The following is a 21,891-nucleotide window of genomic DNA, read 5'->3' on the forward strand; positions in this document are numbered from 1 at the left end:
GCATTTGCACCGCGCAGATGCACTGACCCGGAAGGTTGGGGAAGTATGGCTGAGCAGTTCGTGAACGGCATGCCCGCCGGCGCCCTCACCGGCGCGTCCTGGCGCAAGAGCGCACGCAGCGGAGCCAACGGCAACTGCGTCGAGTTCGCCCAGCTGTCCACGGACCGGTACGCGGTCAGAAACTCCCGCTACCCCGAAGGCCCCGCGCTCATCTACACCCGCGACGAATGGGCCGCGTTCGTCGCGGGGGCGAAGGACGGCGAGTTCGACGATGTCCTCAACTGACACGGCCAAGTCCGTCGACGACCTGCTGCAGGACCTGATCGCCCGCGGTTACCAGTTCGTGCACCCGCGCGACGCGAAGGGCGCCGTGATCGCGGTGGTCGGTGTCCGCGCGCACGACGCGGTGATCGACGTCGTCCGCCTCAACGCCGAGGACGACGTGGTCGCCACCCGCATCCCCGGCGACGAGGACGACGTACTCGCCCCGCGGACGGTGCTGTGGCGCACCACGGGCGAGGCCGCTCCGGTGCTGGACGAACTGCTCGCCCTGCCGGACGACGCCGCGGCGCCGCCGGACGATTCGGCCGGTCGCGGCGGCTGCTGGGTGCCCACCGGCACCGGCCGCTCCACCTGGCTCGCCGCGAGCTGACCCGCGAACCGCTCCCGTGAGGGGGAGTCGGCGCCCGGTGGTCAGTGGCCAGCGCCACTGACCACTGGGCGTCACTTCGATCGTCCACGACCTACACTTGAGTAGGCCTGCCCTCGTCTCCAGGGAGCACTTTCGTGGTTTCCCACCACATCGACGACCAGCCCGAGCGCGAACCGCGAGAAGAGTGCGGTGTCTTCGGTGTCTGGGCCCCCGGTGAAGAAGTCGCGAAGATGGCCTATTACGGCCTGTACGCGCTCCAGCACCGTGGGCAAGAAGCCGCCGGCATCTCGGTCTCGGACGGCAAGCAGATCGTGGTCTTCAAGGACCTCGGACTGGTCAGCCAGGTGTTCGACGAGCAGGTGCTCTCCTCGCTGCAGGGGCACATCGCGGTCGGCCACTGCCGCTACTCCACCACCGGGTCCTCGACCTGGGAGAACGCCCAGCCGATGTTCCGCCACACGGCGACCGGCAGCGGCATCTCCTTCGCCCACAACGGCAACCTGGTCAACACCGCCGAGCTGCGGGACCGCACCCGCGCCGCGGGCCTCAAGCCGCACCGCGAGCTGACCGGCTCCTCCAGCGACTCCGACCTGGTCGTCGGCCTGCTCGCGGACGCCGCCGCGGACAAGGGCACCGAGGCCGCCGCGCTGGACCTGCTGCCCACCCTGCGCGGCGCGTTCTGCCTGGTCTTCGCCGACGAGTCGACGCTGTACGCCGCCCGCGACCCGCACGGCGTGCGCCCGCTGGTGCTCGGCAGGCTGGAGCGCGGCTGGGTCGTCGCGAGCGAGACCGCGGCGCTGGACATCGTCGGCGCGTCGTTCGTGCGCGAGGTCGAGCCGGGCGAGCTGATCGCCATCGACGCCGAGGGCCTGCGGTCCTCGCGCTTCGCGAGCCCGGAGCCCAAGGGCTGCGTGTTCGAGTACGTCTACCTGGCCCGCCCGGACACCTCCATCGCCGGCCGCAGCGTGCACGCCACGCGCGTGGACATCGGGAAGCGGCTGGCCGCGGAGAACCCGGTCGAGGCCGACCTGGTCATCCCGGTGCCGGAGTCCGGCACGCCCGCGGCGATCGGGTACGCGCAGGCCAGCGGCATCCCGTACGGCCAGGGCCTGGTCAAGAACGGCTATGTCGGCCGCACGTTCATCCAGCCCTCGCAGACCATCCGCCAGCTGGGCATCCGCCTCAAGCTCAACCCGCTGCGCGACGTGATCCGCGGCAAGCGGCTGGTCGTCGTGGACGACTCGATCGTCCGCGGCAACACCCAGCGCGCCCTGGTGCGGATGCTGCGCGAGGCCGGCGCGCTCGAGGTGCACGTCCGGATCGCGTCGCCGCCGGTGCGCTGGCCGTGCTTCTACGGCATCGACTTCGCCTCCCGGGCCGAGCTGGTGGCCAACGGCGCCGACCTGGAGGGCATCCGCCGCCTCATCGGGGCGGACTCGCTGGGCTACGTCTCGCTGGACAGCCTGGTCGCCGCGTCCGAGCAGCCGAAGACCCGGCTGTGCACGGCCTGCTTCGACGGCCAGTACCCGATCCCGCTGCCCGACGACGCGCTGATCGGCAAGTACGTGCTGGAAGGGCTCGACCCGGCGGATGCCAGGACCGTCACCCAGGCCGGGTACGGTGCTGAGGATGCCGTCCGGCGTCCGTGAGTCCAGTCGAGTTCAGGAGTCCGCTTGCCGTGAGCGAGTCCACGAGCGCAACCTATGCCGCAGCCGGCGTCGACATCGAAGCCGGTGACCAGGCGGTCGAGCTGCTGAAACCGCACGCGGAGCGCGCGAGCAGGCCCGAGGTGCTTGGCGGGGTCGGCGGGTTCGCCGGGTTGTTCTCCCTCAAGCTGGACCGGTGGAAGGAGCCGGTGCTCGCGTCGTCCACCGACGGCGTCGGCACGAAGATCGCGGTCGCGCAGGCGCTCGACAAGCACGACACGGTCGGCATCGACCTCGTCGCGATGGTCGTGGACGACCTGGTCGTCACCGGCGCCGAGCCGCTGTTCCTGCAGGACTACATCGCCGTCGGCCGGGTCGTGCCGGAGAAGATCGCCGCGCTGGTCGCGGGCATCGCCGAGGGCTGCGTCCAGGCGGGCTGCGCGCTGCTGGGCGGCGAGACCGCCGAGCACCCCGGCCTGATGGGCGAGCACGACTACGACATCTCGGCCACTGGGGTCGGCGTGGTCGAGGCGTCCGAGGTGCTCGGGCCGGAGCGGGTGCGCCCCGGTGACGTGGTCATCGGCATGGGCGCGTCCGGGCTGCACTCCAACGGTTACTCGCTGGCCAGGCACGTGCTGCTGGAGATCGCGCGGATGCCGCTGGAGGGGCACGTCGAGGAGTTCGGCCGCACCCTCGGCGAGGAGATGCTCGAGCCCACCCGGATCTACGCGAAGGACTGCCTGGCGCTGGCCGCCGAGGCCGACGTGCGCACGTTCGCGCACATCACCGGCGGCGGGCTGGAGGCCAACCTGGCGCGGGTCATCCCGGCCGGGCTGCGCGCCGAGCTGGAACGCAGCACCTGGACGCCGGCGCCGGTGTTCGCCCTGATCCAGCAGCGCGGCAAGGTCGAGCGGGCCGAGATGGAGAAGACGTTCAACATGGGCGTCGGCATGGTCGCGGTGGTCGGGTCCGAGGACGTCGACCGGGCGCTGGCCGTGCTGACCGCGCGGCACGTGCCGGCGTGGGTGCTGGGCGAGATCCGCACGACCGAGGACACCGAGGCCCCGCGCGCGGTGCTGACCGGTGACCACCCCCGGTTCTGACCTGCAGGTTTCCCGGCGGCTGGTGATCCCGGCCGCCGAGCTGCGCGAACGGTTCTCCCGCTCGTCCGGGCCCGGCGGTCAGGGCGTGAACACCACGGACTCGCGGGTCGAGCTGTCGTTTGACGTGGCCCGGTCGCCGTCCATCCCGGACGATCTGCGGCCGCGGCTGCTGGAGCGGTTGCGGTCGCGCCTGGTCGACGGGGTGCTGACGATCGCGGCCAGCGAGCACCGCGCGCAGCTGGCCAACCGCGAAGCCGCGCGTGAGCGGCTGGTGGCGGTCCTGCGCGCGGCGGCCGCGCCACCCCCGCCGCCGCGCCGCCCCACCAAGCCGTCGCGTGGTGCCAAGGAGCGACGGCTGGCGGAGAAGAAGCGCCGGGGCGACGTCAAGCGCGGCCGTCGCGGAAGGTTCGAGTATTAGGGTCCGGCTCGCCCGTCCCGCGTCACGGCCGGCGCCCGGCGACCGCGAGCACCCGCTGCCCGGGCGAACTCGTCCAGCACTCAGTCCAGGCAGAACTCGTTGCCCTCGATGTCGGCCATGACGATGTGCCCGAACGCAATCGGCGGCGCGGGCTCGTGGCGGTGGATCCGCTTCGCGCCGTGGGTGGTCAGTCGTTCGGCTTCCGCTTCCAGCGCTGCCATCCGCTCGTCGCCCTGGAGGCCGGGGGCCGCGCGCACGTCGAGGTGCACCCGGTTCTTCACCGTCTTGCCCTCCGGCACCTTCTGGAAGAACAGCCGCGGGCCCTTGCCGTCCGGGTCAACCACAGCGGACGCGTCGTTGCGCCGCTCCGGTGGCACGCCCATCGCCTCCAGCGCCTGTTCCCACGAGTCGAACCCGGCGGGCGGGGCCTGCAGCTCGTAGCCGAGCGCCTCGGCCCAGAACGCGGAGACCGCGGCCGGGTCGGCGCAGTCGAAGGTGACCTGGATTTCGCGGGCCATGTCAGTTCGCCTCCTGGCGGATCCGGGTGTGCAGGTACAGGTCGCGCAGCAGCGACACTTCGGACAGGTGGTGGATCAGCTCGCGGTTGATGTGCAGGACCAGCGCGGCCATCGGCCACTCGGCGTACGGCCCCTCGGCCTCGCCGCACGGGCGCGCGAGGCCCTCTTCGCCGAGCGACTCCACACCCTTCATCCACATCGCGTACTCGGCGTCGAGCTGGGCGAGCGCCTCGGCGGCGGTCGGCGCGTACTTGAACGACTGGTAATCGGTGGGGGTGCGGCCGAAGTGGGCGGCGTTGCGCATCGCGAGCACGCCGACGATCACGTGCCCGAGGCGCCAGGCGATCGTCGTGATCGGGGCCGGGTCGGGTTCCGGGAACGCGAAGTCGATGGTCACCGACCCGGACCCGGCCTGCAGCGGCGCGGTGCCGGTGCCACGCGGGCGCACGTTCCAGCTGTCCGGCGCGGGCTCCCAGAAGTACTCGTCGTCGGTGAGGCCGGCGAGGCGGTCACGCAGCTGGTGGGTCCAGTGCCAGTCGATCTGGTCGCGGAGCAGTCGGTTGAGGTTCATGGCGACAGCATGCAACCAATAGCGGACAGGTTCCTTCCGCGATCTGTGGAACCATTCCGGCATGAGCGTGGAAGCCACCGTCGAGCGGGTGTTGCGGCTGCTGGCGCTGCTGCAGCGGCGGCCGTCCTGGACCGCCGCCGAACTCGCGGCCGAGCTGGGCGTCACCGATCGCTCGGTGCGGCGTGACGTCGAACGGCTGCGCGCGGTCGGCTACCCGGTGCACGCCACCGCGGGTGTCGGCGGCGGTTACCAGCTCGGCGCGGGCACCCGGCTGCCGCCGCTGCTCCTCGACGACGAAGAGGCCATCGCGACCGCCGTGTCGCTCCGGCTGGCCTCCGGCGGCACGGTCGCCGGGGCAGGTGACGCGGCACTGCGGGCGCTCGCGAAGCTCGACCAGGTCATGCCACCCCGGCTGCGTGCCGAGGTGCGGGCGGTGCACGGCGCCACCGAAACGCTGGTGGCCGGCATCGAGATCGACGCGGAACTGCTGGTCACGCTCGCCCGCGCGTGCCGGGACGCGGTGCGGGTGCGGTTCCGGTACTCCAGCCGGGGCAGCGAGGACCTGGAGCGCACGGTCGAGCCGGTGCGCATGGTCGCCACAAACCGCCGCTGGTACCTGATGGCCTGGGACCTCGACCGCGACGACTGGCGCACCTTCCGGCTGGACCGGATGCGCGAGGTGACGGCGACGACCTGGCGCTTCCGACCGCGGGAGCACCCCGACCCGGTGGCGTACGTGCAGCGGTCGGTCAGCGCCGCGCCGTACCGCTACCTCGCCAAGGTGCGGCTGCGGGCCAGCGCCGAGGAGGTGCGGGACCTGGTGCCGCCGCAGGTCGGGCGCGTCGAGGAGGACCGGGACGGGTGGTGCCTGCTCGTCGCGGGCGGTGACCAGCTGGACTGGCTGGCCGTGCACGTGGCCCGGCTGGGCTACGAGGCGGAGATCCTCGAACCGCCGCAGCTGCGCGAGGCCGCGGCCCGGCTCGCCGAACGCGTCGCCGCGATGGCCGGGGAGCCTCAGACCCCCACCGGGCGCTTGCCGGGCGCGGACTGACGCGGCGGGCTCCGCCGGCAGGCCGGGAACCGCCACGCGAACAGGGCGGACGGACCGCCGATGATCGTGACGGGAAAACGGCAGGTCCGGATCGTGTGTCAGCGCGCGAGTGACAGGGCGCTTTCCAGCAGCCGCTGGATGTGCAGGCCGCGGTGCACGTCGCACGGGTGGGAGGTGGTGCCGGTGTCGACCATCGCCGCGAAGTCGTCCAGCATCGCGGTGTAGGACTGGGCGGCGCCGCCCTCCTTGCGGCCCAGCGTGCGGTAGCCGTGCTCGCCGTAGACCGCGAACTCGACGACCGTCGGCCGCATCGGCAACCGCAACGACAACGTCGCCGAGCTCAGCGCGCCACCCGCGTGCTCGAACACCACGTGCCACAGGTCGCTCGGCCCGCGATGCGCCGAGCGCACCCGCTCGATCGTGCCGAGCGCGGCGTCGAGCAGGTCGAAGGCGTGCGGCCCGACGTCGGCCAGCGTGCCGCCGTCCGCCTGCCGCCACGGCGAAGCCGCGTACGCGCCGCCAAGCAGACCGCCGGACAACCACCGCACGCCACCGCCGCTCCAACCGCCAGCCGCGGCGAGACCGGCCAGCCAGTCCCGCGTCGCGGTGGCGTAGCGCAGGGTCAGCATCACCAGGCTCGCCACGCCCGCGCCGTCCACGGCGTCGGCCAGCCGTTCGGCGCCCGCGACGTCCGCGGCGATCGGCTTCTCCAGGATGACGTGCTTGCCCGCCTTGGCCGCCTCGACCGCCAGCTCGGCCTGCGTCGACGGCGGCACCGCGAAGGCGACGGCGTCGACCTGGCCGAGCAGGTCGTCCAGGCTGGTGCACACCTCGGCGTCGTACGGCTGCGCCAGCTCCCGCGCGGCCTCCTCGCGGCGCGTGAACACCGCGCTCAACCGCGTCGACGGGTGGTCGGCCAGGCCGGGCGCGTGCACGGTGCGGGCCCATGGACCCGCGCCGACCAGCCCGACGCGCAGCGGTTCGTCCACGATCAGGAGTAGGAGTAGAAGCCGCGGCCGCTCTTCTTGCCCAGCAGCCCGGCGTCGACCATGCGCAGCAGCAGCGGCGGCGGCGAGTAGAGGGGCTCCTTGAACTCCTCGTACATCGACTCCGCGATCGCCTTGATCGTGTCCAGACCGATCAGGTCGGACAGGCGCAGCGGCCCCATCGGGTGCGCGGTGCCCAGCTCCATGCCGCGGTCGATGTCCTCGGCCGAGGCGAAGCCCGACTCGATCATCCGGATCGCCGACAGCAGGTACGGCACGAGCAGCGCGTTCACGATGAACCCGGCGCGGTCCTGCGACCGGATCACGGTCTTGCCGAGCGAGCCGGTGACGTGCTCGTCCGCGCGCTTCACGGTGTCCTCACCGGTCAGCAGCGACGGCACCAGCTCGACCAGCGGCAGCACCGGGACCGGGTTGAAGAAGTGGATGCCGATCACCTGCTGCGGACGGCTCGTCGCCATGCCCAGCTTCATGATCGGGATGGATGAGGTGTTGGAGGCGAACACCGCGTCCGGCCGCTCGACGATCTTGTCGAGCGAGCGGAACACCTCGACCTTCGCCTGCTCCTGCTCGATCACGGCCTCGATCACGAGGTCGCGGTCGGCGAAGGAGGCGATGTCGGTGGTGAAGGTGAGCCGCCCGAGCGCCGCGTCGGCGTCCTCGGCGCTCAGCTTGCCCGCCTTTACCGCGCGTTGCAGCGACTTCTCGATGCGCGCGCGACCGGCGTCGAGCGCCGGCTGGTTCACCTCGGTGATCGTCACGTCCGCACCCGCACGCGCGTGCACCTCGGCGATCCCGGAGCCCATCAAACCGGCTCCGACCACGCCTACTCGCTGGATGTCCGCCATCGCACCTCTCCAGTTCCGGCGCCCGACGACGCATGACACAGCACACGAGGGCGGGTTCCGGTCACGACCGGACCCACCCTCGTGTGCTGGTCAGACGTCAACGACGGTAGTCGTCGTACTCGTCGGCGTACGGGTCGTACGGGTCCTCGTACTTCTCGTCCTCTTCACGAGGATGAGAATTGGAGGACTGTCCTGACAGCTCGCGCTGAAGCGCAGCGAAATCTGTGTCGGGAGTGCTGTACTTGAGCTCTCGCGCCACCTTCGTCTGCTTGGCCTTGGCCCGGCCGCGCCCCATGGCTCGACCCCCTCGCACAGGGAACGGGGCGGCCGGGGGAATCGGCGGCCCCGCATCGTCTCGACAATTGGTTCCTGGTGACACCGTACCCTGTCCGAGGGGTCCAATGCGACGTGGCTTCGTGTGCTTGTCACGACAGTGTCGGGGATTGCGCCGGTCGGTGGTCGCGACCGGGCGGCGACGTGCCACGATTCAACGGTGCTCCGACCGTTCGTGGCCTACCTCCGGGTGTACGAGCCCCTGTCCGCGTTCGGCGACCCTCCCCCCGCGGGGCTGCGCAAAGCCGTCGAACAGGCCCAGCTGAGCCGCGCGGCCGCCGCCGAGCGGGAACAGCTCATGTGGCTGAAGTCACAGACCACGAGTCCCGTCCGTTTGCTGCCGGGCGAGTTGCCCGGCGGGCGCGCGCTGCCGAGTTCCGACGTGCTGGTGCTCGACCCGGCCGAGGTGCCCACCGACACCGGCGCGAAGGTCGGGCCCGGCCCGCTCGTGTGCCCGCTGGAGGTGCGGGCCCGCTCCGCCGCGGCGCTGGTGAGCTTCCTCGGCGACGCGCACCCGTCGCTGCACGCCGCGGTGATCGACTCGACCGGGGTGAGCGAGGAGAAGCTGAAGGCCAGGGCCAGCTCGGCGCTCGGTGATCTGCCGCAGGCCGCCGTGCACGTCCTGTCCACCACCTGGACCGTGCCGCTGCCGTGGTTCGCGCTGGTCGACCCCAAGCACCGCAGGCTGAACCTGGGCTCGGGCCCGGACGACCCGGAGCGCGAGGTCTCCTGGCGCGTGGCGATGGGCGACGCGACCCAGCGGGTGGCCGAGGCGCGGGAGCTGGTGGAGGAGACCCTCGGCGACTCCGGCCCGGCGCGGATCCTGGCGGAGACCGCCCGGTGGCTGACGAACTTCGACCCGGCGTCGGCGGTCGAGCTGGACTACGGCGGGCTGGTGCAGCTGATCGCCGACCCGGTGCTGGAGTCGGACACCAGCGCGGAGGAGGTGCACAGCATCATGGACGCCCTGCGCTCCGGCGACGTCGAGCAGATCGCCGAGCTGTTCACCGACCTGCGTGACTACTGGAGCGAGCTGGCGGCCCGGGAGCACTTCAACTAGGACGACCGCACCGCGGTGACGAACCGGACGTCGCCGGAAACCAGGCGGCCACGTCGTCGGGCTCGCCGGGCCGCCCCAGCGGCACCCCGGCCCGGTAGGCGACGTCGCCCACGGTGTGCACGGTGATCTGCCGCCGGTCGGCCCCGGCGGGGTCGGTCACGTCGGCGGCGGTGCGGCCACCGGCCCGGGTGATCTCGGCGACCACCTTGCCGGCGCCGTCGTGGTCGCTGCGGGCCGCGGGACGCCCCGGTGAACCGGGGCGATCGTCAGGCGTCGTCGGCGCGTTCGGCGGCCAGCAGGTCGTCCACGTTGGCCGAGCCCTTCGCGTAGCGGGCGGCGATCTCGGCGTTCAGCTGGTCCACCACGGCCTGCACCTCGCGACGGCGCTGCGACACCGACGCCTCCTCGCCCCGGTAGTCGTCGAGGGTCGCGGCCAGCTTCTCGTCCGAGAGCGCGCCCACGTCGGTCAGGTCGGCGTTGCCCACCAGCGCCTCGGCCTGGCGCCGGTACTCGCCGGCGCGGGAGGGCTCCAGCTGCTGGTACCGCCCCGAGCCGCGCGCCGGGCGCAGCGCGTTGTCGGACAGGATCGTGGCGAGCTGGTCCACGATGCTCTCGCCGCCGGAGCGCCGCCGCTCCTGCTCGGCCCGCACGATGTCGATCCGCGCGTGCAGCAGCCGCCGCAGGTAGGAGAGATCGGTCTCCTCCTGGGCAGCCTCGTCCCGGCGCTCACGCAGCTGCCCGAGCGACAGGTCGGCGAGACCCCGCACGTAGGCGGGGTCCAGGACACGGTCGATGCGACGGCGTCCGCCCGGCCGGACTTCGATCACCGGGACATAGTGCTCCATGCCGGGCCCCGGCGCCAGGGCGGGTGCGTTATCACCCGCGCAGGCGAGCGGCGGCCTCCCGGCCCGGCGCGGCGCCCTCGGCGGGCACCGAATCGGGGTCGACCGCGGCCTGCACGACCCGGTCCTCGTCCCCGGCGAGCAGCTCGGCGTCCACCGGCGCGGACCGCTTGACCAGGGCCAGCGCGATCGGGCCCAGCTCGTGGTGCTGCGCGACGCTGCCGACCCGCCCGACGACCCGGTCGCCGAGTTTCACCGGGTCCCCGGTCTCCGGGTAGATCTCCGGCGAGCCGTCCAGGTGCAGCAGCACCATCCGGCGCGGCGGGCGGCCGACGTTGAACACCTTCGCCACGGTCTCCTGCCCGCGGTAGCAGCCCTTGGCGACGTGCGCGGCGCTGCCGATCCAGTTCACCTCGTGCGGGATCGTCTTCGCGTCGGTGTCCACACCCAGCCGCGGCCGCAGCGACTCGACCCGCAACGCGTCGAACGCCCACGTGCCCGCCGGGCGCGCGCCCGCGTCGGTGATGCGGCGCCACCAGTCGGCCAGCTCGTCGCGCGGCACGGCCAGGTCCACGCTGGACCGTCCGGGCCAGGGCATGCGCCGGGCGAAGCCGCGGCCGACCGGCACGACGGAGTACGGCTCGGCGCCCAGCTCGATGTCCAAAGCGGACAGCACCCGGCCCGCCTCCGGGCCGAGCACGGTTAGGATCGCCAGCTCGTCGCTGACGTCCTTGATCTCCACCTGGGACCAGAACTTCATCGCTTCGAGGTACTCGCGCAGGGTCTGCTTGCCGCCCTTGGGCAGCGCGCTGGTCGCCTCCGGCCCCGGGTCGGTGTCCAGGTACACGGCCTCCCCGACGTGCGCGAGGACCATGTGGGTGTCGACGTGCCCCTGGCTGTCCAGCACCAGCGCCTCGGTGCCGGTGCCCTCGGCCAGCTCGGTGACGTGCTGCGAGATCACCAGGTGCAGCCAGGACAACCGCTCCGGGCCGGTCACCTCCAGCACCTCGCGGTGCGAGCGGTCGACGACGGCGACGCTGCGCGCGGCGGTGCGCTGCTCGGCGAACGGGTCGCCCCAGTGCCAGGGCACGCCCTGCTCGGGGTGGTCGTCCGGCGGCGCGATGGCGCCCGGCGCGGCGAGGAGCGGAGAAACGAGCGGCATACCCCGATGTTAGGTGAGTACGGTGACCGCATGCGCGTACTCGCTTTCCTGAACGGGAACCTGGCCGATCCGGACGAACCGCACATCCGGGTCGAAGACCTCGGCCTGATGCGCGGCGACGGCGTCTTCGAAACGGTCCTGGTAGCCGACGGCAAGGCACGCGAGCTGCGCCCGCACCTGGACCGGATGGCGCGGTCGGCGTCCATGCTGGATCTGCCGGAGCCGGACGACGCGGCGTGGCAGCGGGCCGCGCAGGCGGTGATCGACAACTGGGCCGGCGGCCGTGAGTTCGCGCTGAAGCTCGTCTACACCCGCGGCACCGACCCCGAGGGGGAGCCGACGGCCTTCGCGCTCGGGATCGAAATCGACCCGAAGGTGTTGCGCGCCCGCGACGAGGGGGTCGCCGTGGTGACCCTGGAACGCGGCATCGACGCGGGGCTGGCCGAGCGCGCGCCGTGGCTGCTGCTGGGCGCGAAGTCGCTGTCCTACGCGGTCAACATGGCCGCCGTGCGGGAGGCCGCCCGCCGCGGCGCGGACGACGTGATCTTCACCGCCAGCGACTTGAACTCCGTCCTGGAGGGCCCGACGTCGAACGTGATCGTGGCGCGCGGCGGGACGCTCTACACGCCGCCGGCCGGCATCGGCATCCTGCCCGGCACCACGCAGGCGGCGGTGTTCCGCGCCGCCGAGCGGGCGGGCTGGTCGACCAAGATCGAGATGATCCGGACGCCCGACCTGCACACCGCCGACGGGGTGTTCCTCGCGTCGTCGGTGCGGAAGCTGACCCGCGTGCACACCCTGGACCACCAGCCGCTGCGCGACTCCTCGGCGATCCACGCCGAGCTGGCGCAGGCCTACGAAGCCCTCTACGCGTAGGGGCGGAAGCGGATCGTAGTGCCCGGCCGGGCCTGCGCGAGCGCGGGCAGCGCCCGCGGCACGACGACGGCGATCACCGGGTAGCCGCCGGTGGTCGGGTGGTCGGCGAGGAACACCACCGGCAGGCCGTTCGGCGGCACCTGGATCGCGCCGGTGATCACACCCTCGCTGGGCAGCTCCTCGCCCTCGCGCGCGCCGGTGCGCCGGAGCGCGGGACCGTCCAGGCGCAGGCCGACGCGGTTGGACTCGCTGGTCACGGTCCACGGCACGGACAGCTGGTGGGCGGCGTCGCCGAACCAGTCGTCACGCGGGCCGAGCACGACCGGGACGACCAGGGCGGGCGGGTTCGGCGGGGCGGTGACGGTGTCCGCGCCGTCCGGGATCCCAGACGGCGCGCCCAGCGGCAGCACGTCACCCGGCTCCAGCGGCGGCGGCCCGATCTCGGACAGCACGTCGCGCGAGCGGCTGCCCAGCTCGGGTTCGACGTCGATGCCGCCGGAGACGGCGAGGTAGCAGCGCAGGCCGGTGTCCGGCCGCCCGATGGTCAAGGTCTGCCCGGCGGCGAGGTGGACCGGCACGTGCGAGCCCGCCGGGCGGCCGTCGACGGCGACCGCGACCGGCGGGCCGGTGACCGCGACCGTGCAGGACGCGCGGGCCGTGACGGTTAGCCCGCCGAGCAGCGCCTCGATCCCGGCCGCGCCCTCCGGGTTGCCGACGAGCCGGTTCGCCAGCCGCAGCGCCGGGACGTCGAGGGCGCCGGACGGCGGCACACCGAGGTGCGCGTGCCCGGGGCGGCCGAGGTCCTGCACGAGCGCGAGCGGACCGGTCGCGACGACCTCCAGCGCGCGGCTCACCCGATCCTCCGGAACCGCACGCGGTCGCCGGGCGCGAGCAGGGCGGGCCGCTCGGCGCGGCTGTCGAACAGGACGGCGTCGGTGTGCCCGAGCAGGCGCCACCCGCCGGGCGACGAGCGCGGGTAGACGCCGGTGAACTCGCCCGCGATGGCGACCGACCCGGCCGGGACGCGCGTGCGTGGAGTGTCCAAACGCGACTGGCGGAGCGGTTCGGGCAGGCCGGTGAGGTAGCCGAAGCCGGGGGCGAACCCGGTGAACGCGACGGTGTAGGTGGCGCCGGTGTGCAGTTCGACGACCTCCGCGGCGGTGATGCCCGCGGTGCGCGCGACCAGGTCGAGGTCCTCGCCGTCGTAGCGGACGTCGATGGTGATCTCCCGCGGCTCGCCGCCGTCCCCGCCGTCCAGGTCGGCCGATTCCACGAGCCTGCGGGCCTGCTCCAGCGCGCGTGCGCCCGGCCGGGCGGCGATCAGCACGGTGCGCGCACCCGGCACGACCTCGACCAGATCGGGCAGTCCCGCGGCGACCACGGCGGCGCGGACGGCGCTCATCTCGGCGAGCGACTCGCACTCGACGAGCGCGGCGTCCGGGCCGTAGCGCAGCCAGCGCACGAGGTCAGCCGACCACGCGCTTCAGGTAGAGGGACACGTGCGGCTGCATGGGCTCGCCGACCATCGCGCGCTCCTCGACGTAACCGAGGTCGCCGTTGTTCACCAGGCCGTAGAGCCGCTGCGCGCCGGTGACCTCCTTGGCCGTGGAAGTGCGCACGACCGCGTCGGTGCCCAGCTCCCAGGACGTCTGGGTGCGCGGCTTGCCGTAGAAGACCTCGATGATGCCGGTGTTGTGGGCCAGCAGCAGTTCGATCGTGTCGTCGGCCTGCGGGCGCCACCAGCCGACCTCGCGGGCGGCGGCGCGGACCACGTTGCCGTCGTCGTCGAGCAGCCAGGACCGGGCCTCGTGGTAGAGGAACGGGCGGCCGTCGTGCGCGATGGTGAGCTGCTGCGCGATCCGCCGCGGACCCTCGATGGTCGGGTAGTTGACCTCGCCCTCCCCGCGCCACACGCCGACGAGCGGCAGCAGCGCCAGGCAGGCGTCGTTCAGGTTCGCGCCCTCGCGCAGGTTCGCGGTGTCCACCGGGATCGGCAGGTCGTCGAACTGCGGCAGGTTGCGCCCGCGCGTCGACTCGGCCCGTTCGGCGGCGGCTGCGACGGCGTCATCGCCGGATGTCATCGGTCAGCGCTGGTCGGCGTACAGCCGGTAGACGACGTACACGGTGAACCAGAGGATCGCGATGCCGGCGAGCACCAGCAGCGTCGTAAACAGGATCTCCACGTCCAGCAGGATAGCCGCCGGCAGGGGGTTCATTCGCCCCGCACCCGCGTGGTGAGCACCACGCCCGGCGCCGGGTTCGTCCGGGTACGACGACGGCCACCCCCGCGGCGTGCGCGGGGGTGGCCGTCGAGGGTGGAATCAGCCGACCGAGATCGCGACCTGGTGCAGGCCGGGGCCTTCGGCGGTCACCGAGGCTTCGCCGTTGCCCGAGCGGTGCAGGGCACGCACCGTCCAGGCGCCGGGCGCGGCGTAGAACCGGAAGTCGCCCTCCGGGGAGGCCTGGACCTCGCCGGCGAAGTCGCCGTCACCGTTCAGCAGGCGCACGTAGGCGCCGCCGACCGGGCCGTCGCCGCCGACGACCTTGCCGGCCACCACGACCTGACCGTTGGTGTCGATGTCCGCGGGCGTCGCCGTCTGGACCGGCGCGCCGCAACCGTCAGCACTCATCGTCACTTCCCCGTTCCGGTTTCGATCGGCACGCCGACCAGCGAGCCGTACTCGGTCCACGAACCGTCGTAGTTCTTCACGTCCTCGAGCCCGATCAGCTCGTGCAGCGCGAACCAGGTGTGGCTGGAGCGCTCACCGATGCGGCAGTAGGCGATGGTCGCCTTGGACGTGTCCAGCCCCGCCTCGTTGTAGAGCTCCTTGAGCTCCTCGGCGGTCTTGAAGGTGCCGTCCTCGTTCGCGGTCTTGGCCCACGGCACGTTCAGCGCCGTCGGGATGTGGCCGCCGCGCTGCGCCGACTCCTGCGGCAGGTGCGCCGGGGCCAGCAGCTTGCCGGAGAACTCGTCGGGCGAGCGGACGTCGACCAGGTTCTTGGTGCCGATCGCGTCGACGACCTCGTCGCGGAAGGCGCGGATCGAGGTGTCCGGCTCCTTGGCGACGTAGTTGGTGCGCTCGCGCTTGACCTCGTCGGAGGTCAGCTCGCGGCCGTCCAGCTCCCACTTCTTGCGGCCGCCGTCGAGCAGCTTGACCTTGTCGTGGCCGTACAGCTTGAAGTACCAGTACGCGTAGGCGGCGAACCAGTTGTTGTTGCCGCCGTACAGGACGACCAGGTCGTCGTTGGAGATGCCCTTCTCCGACAGGAGGGCCTCGAAGCCCGCCTTGTCGACGAAGTCGCGGCGGACCGGGTCCTGCAGCTCGGTCTTCCAGTCGATCTTGACCGCGCCGCGGATGTGGCCGCCGTCGTAGGCGGTGGTGTCCTCGTCCACCTCGGCGAAGACCACGCCGGGGGTGTTCAGGTTCTCCTCGGCCCACTGCGTGGTGACCAGGACGTCTTCACGGCTCATGAGAGCACTACTCGCTTTCTTCTTCTCGTGGGTGGACTGTCAGGAAGCCTGGCTCGGCGCCACGCGCCGGATCAGGAGGTACATCTCGCAGCCGAGGCAGAAGTTGAAGGCCGCGTTGAGGAACGCCGCGAACAGTGCGAACGCCGTCGCGACGATGCCGAGCGCGGTGACCCCGGTGGCGTAGCCGACGGTGCCGACCAGCGCGAACACGAACCCGACCGCCTGGGCGAACCGCAGCGGCGCCGCGTCCTCCCGCTCGGACGTCGGCGCGAGCCGGGGCGCCACGAGGTAGCGGTAGAGCAGCGAGTACGGGGCCGGCTTGAGCCCGATGAACGCGCCGATCGCGAACACGACCGTCTGGACGGCCAGCAACGGCCACCAGCCCGTGATCAGGACCACCGCGAGCACGACGGTCGTGATGACGGCCGCGAAGCGCGGTCCACGGGGGTCTACGGCTGGGCCTGCTGACATGTCACCTCCCTGGCGGGGCGCGCGTGAGCGCGCGTCGGAATGGGTTTTTCCGGCGGGGGGAGAAGCGGGTACGGCTGAGGCGGACCCGCTAGGGCAGACACAGGCTGCTGCGCACGCGGCAGAAGTCGACCGCGCGACGTTGCGTCAGCAGAGTGAGGGGCAGCCTGCACACGAGCGTCAGGCTACCCGGACGTCCCTGAAAGTGGGAGTGGCGTCCACCCAGTGAGAGCATTCCCACGATCCAAGAAAGAAATTCGGCCCAGGTCAGCGGTGTGTGACTGGGTCACGCGCGCCGGGAGGGGCGGTGTGGGGGCCGGGAGCAGCGCGGTCAGGGGCTTGTCGCTCCGTCGCGCGGGCCGGAAGGTGCGGCGCGAGGGTCACCAACAGCCCGGCCAGCGGCGTGTGGCTCCGCGACGCGGGCCGGAAGGTGCAGCACCAGGGCCACCAGCAGCGCGGCCAGCGGCAAGTCAATCCGCCACACCCGCCGGAAGGCGCGGCGCGAGGGCACCCTCAACGCAGCCAGCGGTAGGTCACTCCGCCACCCGCGCCGGGCGGCGCGGCACGTGGGCGTTCTCAGCGCAGGCCAGTGGCGTGTCAGTCCGTTACCGCGATGGGAGGTGCGGCGCGAGGGCCTCCAACAGCGCGGCCAGCGGGCGTGTCAATCCGTCACACCCGCCGGAAGGCGCGGCGCGAGGGCACCCTCAGCGCAGCCAGCGGCATGTCTCTCAGCCACCCGCGCCGGGAGATGCGGCGCGACGCGAGGGCCTCCAACAGCGCGGCCAGCGGGCGTGTCAATCCAGTCACACCCGCCGGAAGGCGCGGCGCGAGGGCCCCTCAGCGCAGCCAGCGGTAGGTCACTCCGCCACCCGCGCCGGACGGCGCGGCACGTGGGCGTTCTCAGCGCAGGCCAGTGGCGTGGCAGTCCGTTACCGCGCTGGGAGGTGCGGCGCGAGGGTCACCAACAGCCCGACCAGCGGCAGGTGGCTCCGCGACGCGGGCCGGAAGGTGCAGTACCAGGGCCACCGGCAGCGCGGCCAGCGGCAAGTCAATCCGCCACACCCGCCGGGAGGTGCGGCGCGAGGACACCCTCAACGCAGCCAGCGATATGTCTCTCGCCACCCTCGCCGGGAGATGCGGCGCGAGGGCACCCTCAGCGCACCCAGCGGCATGTCTCTCCACCAACCGCGCCGGACGGCGCGGCATGTGGGCGTTCTCAGCGCAGCCGGCGGCGTGTCAGCCGATCACACCCGCCGGAAGGCGCGAGGGCCCACTCAGCCCAGCTCAGCGGCGTGTCAGTCCGTCACCCGCGCCGGGAGGTGCGGCGCGAGGGCCTCCAGCAGCGCGGGCGCCTTCGGCACGCCGCCGACTCGCAGCAGCTCGGTGCCGTCGGAGTCGTAGGCGATCGTGGTCGGCGTGCGCAGCACACCCAGCGCCTGCGCGACCTCCGGCTGGTTCGTCACGTCCAGCTCGACGTGGTTCAGGCCGTCGGTGCGCTCGGCCAGCGGGCCGAGCAGGGCGCGGGTGTGCCGGCACGGGGTGCAGAACGTGGTGGAGATCTGCACCAGGGTGACGCGGGCGCCGGTGTCGAGCACCGCCGCGACCGGCTCGGGCAGCCCGGCCGCGGGCGCCCGGCGAGCCGCCCGGACGCGACCGTTGCGCGCCTTGAGCAGCCCGCCGGCGACCGCCGCGACCACCAGCGTGCCGAGCACGACCCACACGCCCGTCATCCGCGCCTCACCCTCCGGTAGAGCTGGTCGCCCCGCTGAACGTCACGTTCTTGGCCTCGCCCTTGATGGTGACCGAACCGCTGTTCACCTGTACCGCCGTCGGGGTGACCTCGAACGGGAGGTTGCCGGTGTCGATCGTGGCCTTGAAGTTCGGCAGCAGGGCCTGCTGCACAGCTTCGGGAACAACGGTCGTCTCCTTGTCATTCCCGTACTGCAGCCGCTTGGGCACGATGTCGATCGCCGTGCCGTGCAGTTCGATCATCGCGAAGCAGAAGATCTCCAGCTGCTGGCCCGCGATCTGCACGTACCCGGAGATGCGGATGCCGGCCCTGGACTTGTCCTGCTCCTCCTCCGTCGTGCCGTCCTGGCCCTGCTGGTCGCCGCCGGAGCCGCTGTCCGTGCCGCTCTCGGCGTCCTGGCCGGTCTCCACGTACTCGATGCTCGACGGCTCGATCCGCAGGTCGTCGACCTTGGTCAGCGGGTCCACCTTGTTGATGTCGCTGGCCTTGATCGTGACCTGGGCCTCCAGGCGTCCGATGTCGATCGCGTCGGTGTTGCCGTTCACCAGGTCCGACAGCGGCGCGGTGACGTCGTAGAGGTCGGCCGTCACACCGACGTCCTGCAGGTCCTTGATCGGCACCCCGGACGCGGACAGTGAGATGTGCCCGTAGTCGCCGCCGATCGCCTGCGTGGTGAACGGGAAACCGTGGATCGTCACGGACGGGTCGTCGCTCAGCTTCAGCTGCTCGCGGGCCTTCTGCGACACCGTGTGCTCGGCGTACGCGGCGAGCCCGAAATCGGCCCCGACCAGGAGCGCGAGCAGCACGACGAGACTGATGACGATGCGGCGGGCTCGGCGTCCACGGCGGCGCGATCCCGCTGGTGGCACGGCTCGGTCCTGGGTCGCAGGTCTGCTCACTCTTCGTGTCCGATCTGTCTCGTGTCCGGCTTCTGGACAGCCCGAGGCTATGGGTCACCAGTGTGACGTCAGTGTGACGGTGGCTGCAGAGCAGGTGGTTTCCGCCTGTTCACCCGCTAGTCTTGTCCGCTAAGACCAGGGGCGCTCAAGGCTACGGACTAGCAAGAAGGCGGTGTGGCGATGAGCCTGGACCTGCTCGTACTCACTTCCGAGGCGGAAGCCACCGCAGTCCTCCCAGCTCTCGACCTGCTGCCGCACACGGTACGCGTCCGGGCGCCGGAGGTCACCGCGCTGCTCGACGCCGGCCACCGGGACGTCATCCTGCTGGACGCGCGCACCGATCTCGCGTCGGCCAAGAGCCTCTGCCGCCTGCTGAAGGGCACCGGCGAGGACGAGGGCAGCACGCCGATCATCGCGGTCATCGGCGAGGGCGGCCTCGTCGCGGTGAGCGCCGAGTGGCGCACCGACGACATCCTGCTCCCCACCGCGGGCCCGGCCGAGGTCGACGCCCGGCTGCGGCTGGCGACCACCCGCGACGGCGGCGCCACCCAGGTGGACACCGAGCTGCGGGTCGGCGACCTCGTGATCGACGAGGCGACGTACACCGCACGGCTGCGCCGCCGCACCCTCGAACTCACCTACAAGGAGTTCGAGCTGCTCAAGTACCTCGCGCAGCACGCGGGCCGGGTGTTCACCCGCGCCCAGCTGCTGCAGGAGGTCTGGGGCTACGACTTCTTCGGTGGCACCCGCACCGTCGACGTGCACGTCCGGCGCCTGCGCGCCAAGCTCGGCCCCGAGCACGAGCAGATGATCGGCACCGTGCGCAACGTCGGCTACAAGTTCGAGCGCCCCGCCAAGGCGGGCGCCAAGCCCGGCGTGACTTCGCTCAACTTCGAGCCCGGCGAGCTGTCCACGGAGTTCTCCACCCCCTGATCAGGGATAGCGTGAATCCGTGCTGACTGTGGTGTGGGTCGACGAACTGGACGAGACGACCACCCGCGAGGTGCGTGAGCTGCTGCTCACCGCCCGCGAGGTGGACGGGCGACCGGACATCTCGCCCGGCGAGCCGTTGCCGGGCGAGTTCGCGTCCGGGCCGCACCTGCTGGCCCGCGCCGACGGCGTGCTCGCCGGCTACGCGCACCTGGACACCTCCGGTGACGCGTTCGGCCGCCAGGTGGCCGAGCTGATCGTGCGGCCGGACCACCGGCGCCAGGGTGTGGGCACCGAGGTGCTGTCCGCGCTCGTCGACCGCGCCGGCGACGCTCCGCTGCGCATCTGGGCGCACGGCGACCACCCCGGCGCCGCCGCCCTTGCCGAACGAGCGGGCTTCTCGCGCGCCCGCGAGCTGCTGGTCATGCACACCCCGGTCGACCCGGACTGGCCCGAGCCCCGGCTGCCCGAGGGCGTCTCGCTGCGCACCTTCGTGCCCAGCCGGGACGAGCAGGCCGTCATCGAGGTCAACGCCCGCGCCTTCGACTGGCACCCCGAGCAGGGCAGGCTCACGGTCGACGACCTGCGCGCCGAGGAGTCGGCGGACTGGTTCGACGCGGACGGGTTCTTCCTCGCCGAGGACAGCACGGGCAAGCTGCTCGGCTTCCACTGGACGAAGGTGCACCCGGCCAACCCGCGCCGGTTCGGCGGCCGGGAGACCGGCGAGGTGTACGTCGTCGGCGTCGACCCGGGCGCGCAGGGCGGCGGGCTGGGCAAGGCCCTGACGCTGGCCGGCCTGCGGTACCTCCGGGACCGCGGCCTGCCCCAGGTGATCTTGTACGTGGAAGGCGACAACGCGCCCGCGATCGCCGTTTATTCGCGACTCGGCTTCGCCCGCCACGAGGTCGACGTCCAGTACGAACGGTGATCACCGTTCCGTTACGTTAACCCTCCGCCAATGGTTCATCACGGATCGCGAACCTGCAGGTCACGGCCCGGACACGGCACCCGGTCGGGTGAAGTAGTCCCGCTCACATTGGCGGCCTTGTTCACTTTGCGTTCACCTGTACAGAGGGGCGCGTCCACCCGTGCTGCCTAATGTCCGGTTGCGACGAATGGCTATCACTAGCTGGAGGACATGAAGTGAAGATCATGCGGCCGATGGGTGCTCTCGGCATCGCGGCGAGCGCTGCCCTCGTGCTCGCGGCCTGTGGCACCGACCCGGCGTCGACGGGCAACACCCAGCTCTCGGGTGCGGCGACCGCGCCGACCGCGACCGCGAACGTCGAGTGCGGTGGCAAGTCTCCGCTCACCGGCGAGGGTTCGACGGCCCAGAAGACCGCGGTGGACATCTTCGCCCAGCAGTACACCAAGGCTTGCGCCGGCCAGATCGTGAACTACAACGCGACCGGCTCCGGCTCGGGCGTCAAGCAGTTCACCGCGAAGCAGGTCGACTTCGGCGGCTCGGACTCGCCGCTGAAGACCGGCGACGAGCAGACCAAGGCCAACGAGCGCTGCGCCGGCGGCGAGGCCTGGAACCTGCCGCTGGTCGTCGGCCCGGTGGCCATCGCCTACAAGCTGGACGGCGTCTCCTCGCTCACGCTGAACGGCGAGGTCACGGCCAAGATCTTCAACGGCCAGATCACCAAGTGGAACGACCCGGCCATCGCCGCCCTCAACGCGGGCGTCAACCTGCCGGACAAGCCGATCCAGGTGTTCTCGCGGTCGGACGAGTCGGGCACCACCGACAACTTCCAGACCTACCTCGAGGCCGCCTCGAAGGGCGCCTGGACGCAGGGCACCGGCAAGGCCTTCAAGGGCGGCGTCGGCAACGGCGCCCAGGGCTCCAACGGTGTCGCCTCCGGCATCCGCGCCGCCGACGGCGCCATCGGCTACATCGAGTCGTCCTACGTCAAGGACGGCCTGAGCGCCGCCAAGCTGGACAGCGGCTCCGGCGCCGTCGAGCTGACCCCGGAGAACGTGGCCAAGGCGCTCGACGCCGCGACCTTCCGCACCCCGGGCAGCAACGACCTGGCCATGGACCTCAAGGCCATCTACGCCAGCAACACCCCGGGCGCGTACCCGCTGCTGCTGACCACCTACGAGATCGTCTGCTCGAAGGGCTACGACGCCGACACCGCCAAGGCGATGAAGGCGTTCCTGACCGTGGCTGCCACCACCGCCCAGCAGCCGATCGCCGAGAAGGGTTTCGTGCCGCTCCCGCAGTCCCTGCAGGACAAGGTGCTGACCTCGATCAACGCGATCTCCTGACGATCGACTGCCACCCC

Annotated in this window: 27 protein-coding genes; 11 read left to right on the plus strand and 16 right to left on the minus strand. The window is 72.0% G+C overall.

Annotation, left to right across the window (positions count from 1 at the left end; translation table 11 throughout):
* Nucleotides 1-45 precede the first annotated feature (45 nt).
* The 5 genes from ABZ193_RS10875 (at nucleotide 46) to arfB (ending at nucleotide 3,819) form a co-directional block, all read left to right on the plus strand.
* Nucleotides 46-285: a DUF397 domain-containing protein gene (locus ABZ193_RS10875; protein ID WP_020421417.1), complete on the plus strand. Its 240-nt coding sequence runs from the start codon at nucleotides 46-48 to the stop codon at nucleotides 283-285.
* Nucleotides 272-652 (plus strand): hypothetical protein, encoded by a 381-nt coding sequence (locus ABZ193_RS10880; RefSeq protein ID WP_020421418.1) that lies wholly within the window; start codon nucleotides 272-274, stop codon nucleotides 650-652. The genes ABZ193_RS10875 and ABZ193_RS10880 overlap by 14 nt, the downstream gene beginning before the upstream one ends.
* A 134-nt stretch (nucleotides 653-786) precedes the next feature.
* On the plus strand, nucleotides 787-2,301 hold the full coding sequence (gene purF, locus ABZ193_RS10885) for an amidophosphoribosyltransferase (protein ID WP_020421419.1): 1,515 nt from the start codon (nucleotides 787-789) through the stop codon (nucleotides 2,299-2,301).
* A 29-nt stretch (nucleotides 2,302-2,330) separates the two neighbouring features.
* Nucleotides 2,331-3,401, plus strand: coding sequence for a phosphoribosylformylglycinamidine cyclo-ligase (purM, locus tag ABZ193_RS10890; protein WP_017985765.1), 1,071 nt, complete (start codon nucleotides 2,331-2,333; stop codon nucleotides 3,399-3,401).
* Nucleotides 3,382-3,819, plus strand: coding sequence for an alternative ribosome rescue aminoacyl-tRNA hydrolase ArfB (arfB, locus tag ABZ193_RS10895; RefSeq protein ID WP_354709687.1), 438 nt, complete (start codon nucleotides 3,382-3,384; stop codon nucleotides 3,817-3,819). Before purM ends, arfB begins: the two co-directional genes overlap by 20 nt.
* Nucleotides 3,820-3,899: 80 nt before the next feature.
* Here arfB and ABZ193_RS10900 read toward each other — a convergent pair whose 3' ends face one another.
* Together ABZ193_RS10900 and ABZ193_RS10905 are read right to left on the minus strand one after the other, a co-directional pair.
* On the minus strand, nucleotides 3,900-4,337 hold the full coding sequence (locus ABZ193_RS10900; protein WP_354709688.1) for a VOC family protein: 438 nt from the start codon (nucleotides 4,335-4,337) through the stop codon (nucleotides 3,900-3,902).
* Between the two features lies 1 nt (nucleotide 4,338).
* Nucleotides 4,339-4,908, minus strand: coding sequence for a DinB family protein (locus ABZ193_RS10905; protein ID WP_237338872.1), 570 nt, complete (start codon nucleotides 4,906-4,908; stop codon nucleotides 4,339-4,341).
* Between the two features lie 61 nt (nucleotides 4,909-4,969).
* Between ABZ193_RS10905 and ABZ193_RS10910 the strand changes: the two genes are divergently transcribed.
* Entirely contained in the window at nucleotides 4,970-5,959 is a 990-nt protein-coding gene (locus ABZ193_RS10910) for a YafY family protein (RefSeq protein WP_237338871.1), read from the plus strand.
* A 98-nt stretch (nucleotides 5,960-6,057) separates the two neighbouring features.
* On the opposite strand, the gene ABZ193_RS10915 is transcribed toward ABZ193_RS10910, so the two are convergent.
* From ABZ193_RS10915 to ABZ193_RS10925, 3 genes are all read right to left on the minus strand, one after another.
* Entirely contained in the window at nucleotides 6,058-6,948 is an 891-nt protein-coding gene (locus ABZ193_RS10915) for a Gfo/Idh/MocA family oxidoreductase (protein ID WP_237338870.1), read from the minus strand.
* Between the two features lie 2 nt (nucleotides 6,949-6,950).
* Nucleotides 6,951-7,811 (minus strand): 3-hydroxybutyryl-CoA dehydrogenase, encoded by an 861-nt coding sequence (locus ABZ193_RS10920; protein WP_084022707.1) that lies wholly within the window; start codon nucleotides 7,809-7,811, stop codon nucleotides 6,951-6,953.
* 97 nt (nucleotides 7,812-7,908) lie between these two features.
* Complete coding sequence (locus ABZ193_RS10925) at nucleotides 7,909-8,106, minus strand: DUF3073 domain-containing protein (protein ID WP_017985773.1); 198 nt, start codon at nucleotides 8,104-8,106, stop codon at nucleotides 7,909-7,911.
* A 198-nt stretch (nucleotides 8,107-8,304) separates the two neighbouring features.
* On the opposite strand from ABZ193_RS10925, the gene ABZ193_RS10930 reads away from it, so the two are divergent.
* The gene (locus ABZ193_RS10930; protein ID WP_020421426.1) at nucleotides 8,305-9,204 is read left to right on the plus strand and encodes a hypothetical protein; all 900 of its coding nucleotides are present in this window, start codon (nucleotides 8,305-8,307) and stop codon (nucleotides 9,202-9,204) included.
* Here the strand turns inward: ABZ193_RS10930 and ABZ193_RS10935 are convergent.
* The 3 genes from ABZ193_RS10935 to ABZ193_RS10945 all read right to left on the minus strand — a co-directional run bounded on the left by ABZ193_RS10935 (nucleotide 9,197) and on the right by ABZ193_RS10945 (nucleotide 11,208).
* On the minus strand, nucleotides 9,197-9,409 hold the full coding sequence (locus tag ABZ193_RS10935; RefSeq protein WP_237338869.1) for a hypothetical protein: 213 nt from the start codon (nucleotides 9,407-9,409) through the stop codon (nucleotides 9,197-9,199). The genes ABZ193_RS10930 and ABZ193_RS10935 overlap by 8 nt on opposite strands.
* Before the next feature lie 61 nt (nucleotides 9,410-9,470).
* The gene (locus ABZ193_RS10940; RefSeq protein WP_027936357.1) at nucleotides 9,471-10,031 is read right to left on the minus strand and encodes a hypothetical protein; all 561 of its coding nucleotides are present in this window, start codon (nucleotides 10,029-10,031) and stop codon (nucleotides 9,471-9,473) included.
* Nucleotides 10,032-10,080: 49 nt separating this feature from the next.
* Complete coding sequence (locus tag ABZ193_RS10945) at nucleotides 10,081-11,208, minus strand: folate-binding protein (protein WP_354709689.1); 1,128 nt, start codon at nucleotides 11,206-11,208, stop codon at nucleotides 10,081-10,083.
* 30 nt (nucleotides 11,209-11,238) lie between these two features.
* Here ABZ193_RS10945 and ABZ193_RS10950 point away from each other — a divergent pair, with 30 nt between their 5' ends.
* Nucleotides 11,239-12,084: an aminodeoxychorismate lyase gene (locus ABZ193_RS10950; RefSeq protein WP_237338867.1), complete on the plus strand. Its 846-nt coding sequence runs from the start codon at nucleotides 11,239-11,241 to the stop codon at nucleotides 12,082-12,084.
* Here ABZ193_RS10950 and ABZ193_RS10955 read toward each other — a convergent pair.
* From ABZ193_RS10955 to ABZ193_RS10990, 8 genes are all read right to left on the minus strand, one after another.
* Nucleotides 12,075-12,938: a biotin-dependent carboxyltransferase family protein gene (locus ABZ193_RS10955; protein WP_354709690.1), complete on the minus strand. Its 864-nt coding sequence runs from the start codon at nucleotides 12,936-12,938 to the stop codon at nucleotides 12,075-12,077. The two genes, ABZ193_RS10950 and ABZ193_RS10955, sit on opposite strands and share 10 nt — an antisense overlap.
* Nucleotides 12,935-13,546 carry a 5-oxoprolinase subunit PxpB gene (pxpB, locus tag ABZ193_RS10960; protein WP_354709691.1) on the minus strand — a complete coding sequence of 204 codons (612 nt, stop codon included), beginning with the start codon at nucleotides 13,544-13,546 and terminating at the stop codon, nucleotides 12,935-12,937. Before pxpB ends, ABZ193_RS10955 begins: the two co-directional genes overlap by 4 nt.
* A 4-nt stretch (nucleotides 13,547-13,550) precedes the next feature.
* The gene (locus ABZ193_RS10965; protein WP_020421433.1) at nucleotides 13,551-14,165 is read right to left on the minus strand and encodes an FABP family protein; all 615 of its coding nucleotides are present in this window, start codon (nucleotides 14,163-14,165) and stop codon (nucleotides 13,551-13,553) included.
* Between the two features lie 240 nt (nucleotides 14,166-14,405).
* Entirely contained in the window at nucleotides 14,406-14,714 is a 309-nt protein-coding gene (locus ABZ193_RS10970; protein ID WP_026153631.1) for a DUF1416 domain-containing protein, read from the minus strand.
* Between the two features lie 2 nt (nucleotides 14,715-14,716).
* Nucleotides 14,717-15,556 carry a sulfurtransferase gene (locus ABZ193_RS10975; protein ID WP_020421435.1) on the minus strand — a complete coding sequence of 280 codons (840 nt, stop codon included), beginning with the start codon at nucleotides 15,554-15,556 and terminating at the stop codon, nucleotides 14,717-14,719.
* A gap of 39 nt (nucleotides 15,557-15,595) precedes the next feature.
* The gene (locus ABZ193_RS10980) at nucleotides 15,596-16,027 is read right to left on the minus strand and encodes a DUF4395 domain-containing protein (RefSeq protein ID WP_026153632.1); all 432 of its coding nucleotides are present in this window, start codon (nucleotides 16,025-16,027) and stop codon (nucleotides 15,596-15,598) included.
* A gap of 1,292 nt (nucleotides 16,028-17,319) precedes the next feature.
* Nucleotides 17,320-17,754, minus strand: coding sequence for a thioredoxin family protein (locus ABZ193_RS10985; RefSeq protein ID WP_020421436.1), 435 nt, complete (start codon nucleotides 17,752-17,754; stop codon nucleotides 17,320-17,322).
* 7 nt (nucleotides 17,755-17,761) lie between these two features.
* Nucleotides 17,762-18,643, minus strand: coding sequence for a DUF2993 domain-containing protein (locus ABZ193_RS10990; protein WP_237338863.1), 882 nt, complete (start codon nucleotides 18,641-18,643; stop codon nucleotides 17,762-17,764).
* Between the two features lie 210 nt (nucleotides 18,644-18,853).
* On the opposite strand from ABZ193_RS10990, the gene ABZ193_RS10995 reads away from it, so the two are divergent.
* The 3 genes from ABZ193_RS10995 to pstS all read left to right on the plus strand — a co-directional run bounded on the left by ABZ193_RS10995 (nucleotide 18,854) and on the right by pstS (nucleotide 21,874).
* Complete coding sequence (locus ABZ193_RS10995) at nucleotides 18,854-19,606, plus strand: response regulator transcription factor (protein WP_020421438.1); 753 nt, start codon at nucleotides 18,854-18,856, stop codon at nucleotides 19,604-19,606.
* Nucleotides 19,607-19,625: 19 nt separating this feature from the next.
* Complete coding sequence (gene mshD / locus ABZ193_RS11000; RefSeq protein ID WP_354709694.1) at nucleotides 19,626-20,531, plus strand: mycothiol synthase; 906 nt, start codon at nucleotides 19,626-19,628, stop codon at nucleotides 20,529-20,531.
* 215 nt (nucleotides 20,532-20,746) lie between these two features.
* Complete coding sequence (gene pstS / locus ABZ193_RS11005) at nucleotides 20,747-21,874, plus strand: phosphate ABC transporter substrate-binding protein PstS (RefSeq protein WP_020421440.1); 1,128 nt, start codon at nucleotides 20,747-20,749, stop codon at nucleotides 21,872-21,874.
* Nucleotides 21,875-21,891: the final 17 nt, after the last annotated feature.

Source organism: Amycolatopsis sp. NPDC006125, from assembly GCF_040614195.1.
Classification (GTDB): domain Bacteria; phylum Actinomycetota; class Actinomycetes; order Mycobacteriales; family Pseudonocardiaceae; genus Amycolatopsis_E; species Amycolatopsis_E tucumanensis.

Bases quoted from the DNA above. Each gene is read 5' to 3' on its own strand.
- ABZ193_RS10875 (WP_020421417.1), top strand. From the start codon at position 46: ATGGCTGAGCAGTTCGTGAACGGCATGCCCGCCGGCGCCCTCACCGGC.
- ABZ193_RS10880 (WP_020421418.1), top strand. From the start codon at position 272: ATGTCCTCAACTGACACGGCCAAGTCCGTCGACGACCTGCTGCAGGAC.
- ABZ193_RS10900 (WP_354709688.1), bottom strand. From the start codon at position 4,337: ATGGCCCGCGAAATCCAGGTCACCTTCGACTGCGCCGACCCGGCCGCG.
- ABZ193_RS10905 (WP_237338872.1), bottom strand. From the start codon at position 4,908: ATGAACCTCAACCGACTGCTCCGCGACCAGATCGACTGGCACTGGACC.
- ABZ193_RS10910 (WP_237338871.1), top strand. From the start codon at position 4,970: ATGAGCGTGGAAGCCACCGTCGAGCGGGTGTTGCGGCTGCTGGCGCTG.
- ABZ193_RS10920 (WP_084022707.1), bottom strand. From the start codon at position 7,811: ATGGCGGACATCCAGCGAGTAGGCGTGGTCGGAGCCGGTTTGATGGGC.
- ABZ193_RS10925 (WP_017985773.1), bottom strand. From the start codon at position 8,106: ATGGGGCGCGGCCGGGCCAAGGCCAAGCAGACGAAGGTGGCGCGAGAG.
- ABZ193_RS10945 (WP_354709689.1), bottom strand. From the start codon at position 11,208: ATGCCGCTCGTTTCTCCGCTCCTCGCCGCGCCGGGCGCCATCGCGCCG.
- ABZ193_RS10950 (WP_237338867.1), top strand. From the start codon at position 11,239: ATGCGCGTACTCGCTTTCCTGAACGGGAACCTGGCCGATCCGGACGAA.
- ABZ193_RS10965 (WP_020421433.1), bottom strand. From the start codon at position 14,165: ATGACATCCGGCGATGACGCCGTCGCAGCCGCCGCCGAACGGGCCGAG.
- ABZ193_RS10970 (WP_026153631.1), bottom strand. From the start codon at position 14,714: ATGAGTGCTGACGGTTGCGGCGCGCCGGTCCAGACGGCGACGCCCGCG.
- ABZ193_RS10975 (WP_020421435.1), bottom strand. From the start codon at position 15,556: ATGAGCCGTGAAGACGTCCTGGTCACCACGCAGTGGGCCGAGGAGAAC.
- ABZ193_RS10980 (WP_026153632.1), bottom strand. From the start codon at position 16,027: ATGTCAGCAGGCCCAGCCGTAGACCCCCGTGGACCGCGCTTCGCGGCC.
- ABZ193_RS10985 (WP_020421436.1), bottom strand. From the start codon at position 17,754: ATGACGGGCGTGTGGGTCGTGCTCGGCACGCTGGTGGTCGCGGCGGTC.
- ABZ193_RS10995 (WP_020421438.1), top strand. From the start codon at position 18,854: ATGAGCCTGGACCTGCTCGTACTCACTTCCGAGGCGGAAGCCACCGCA.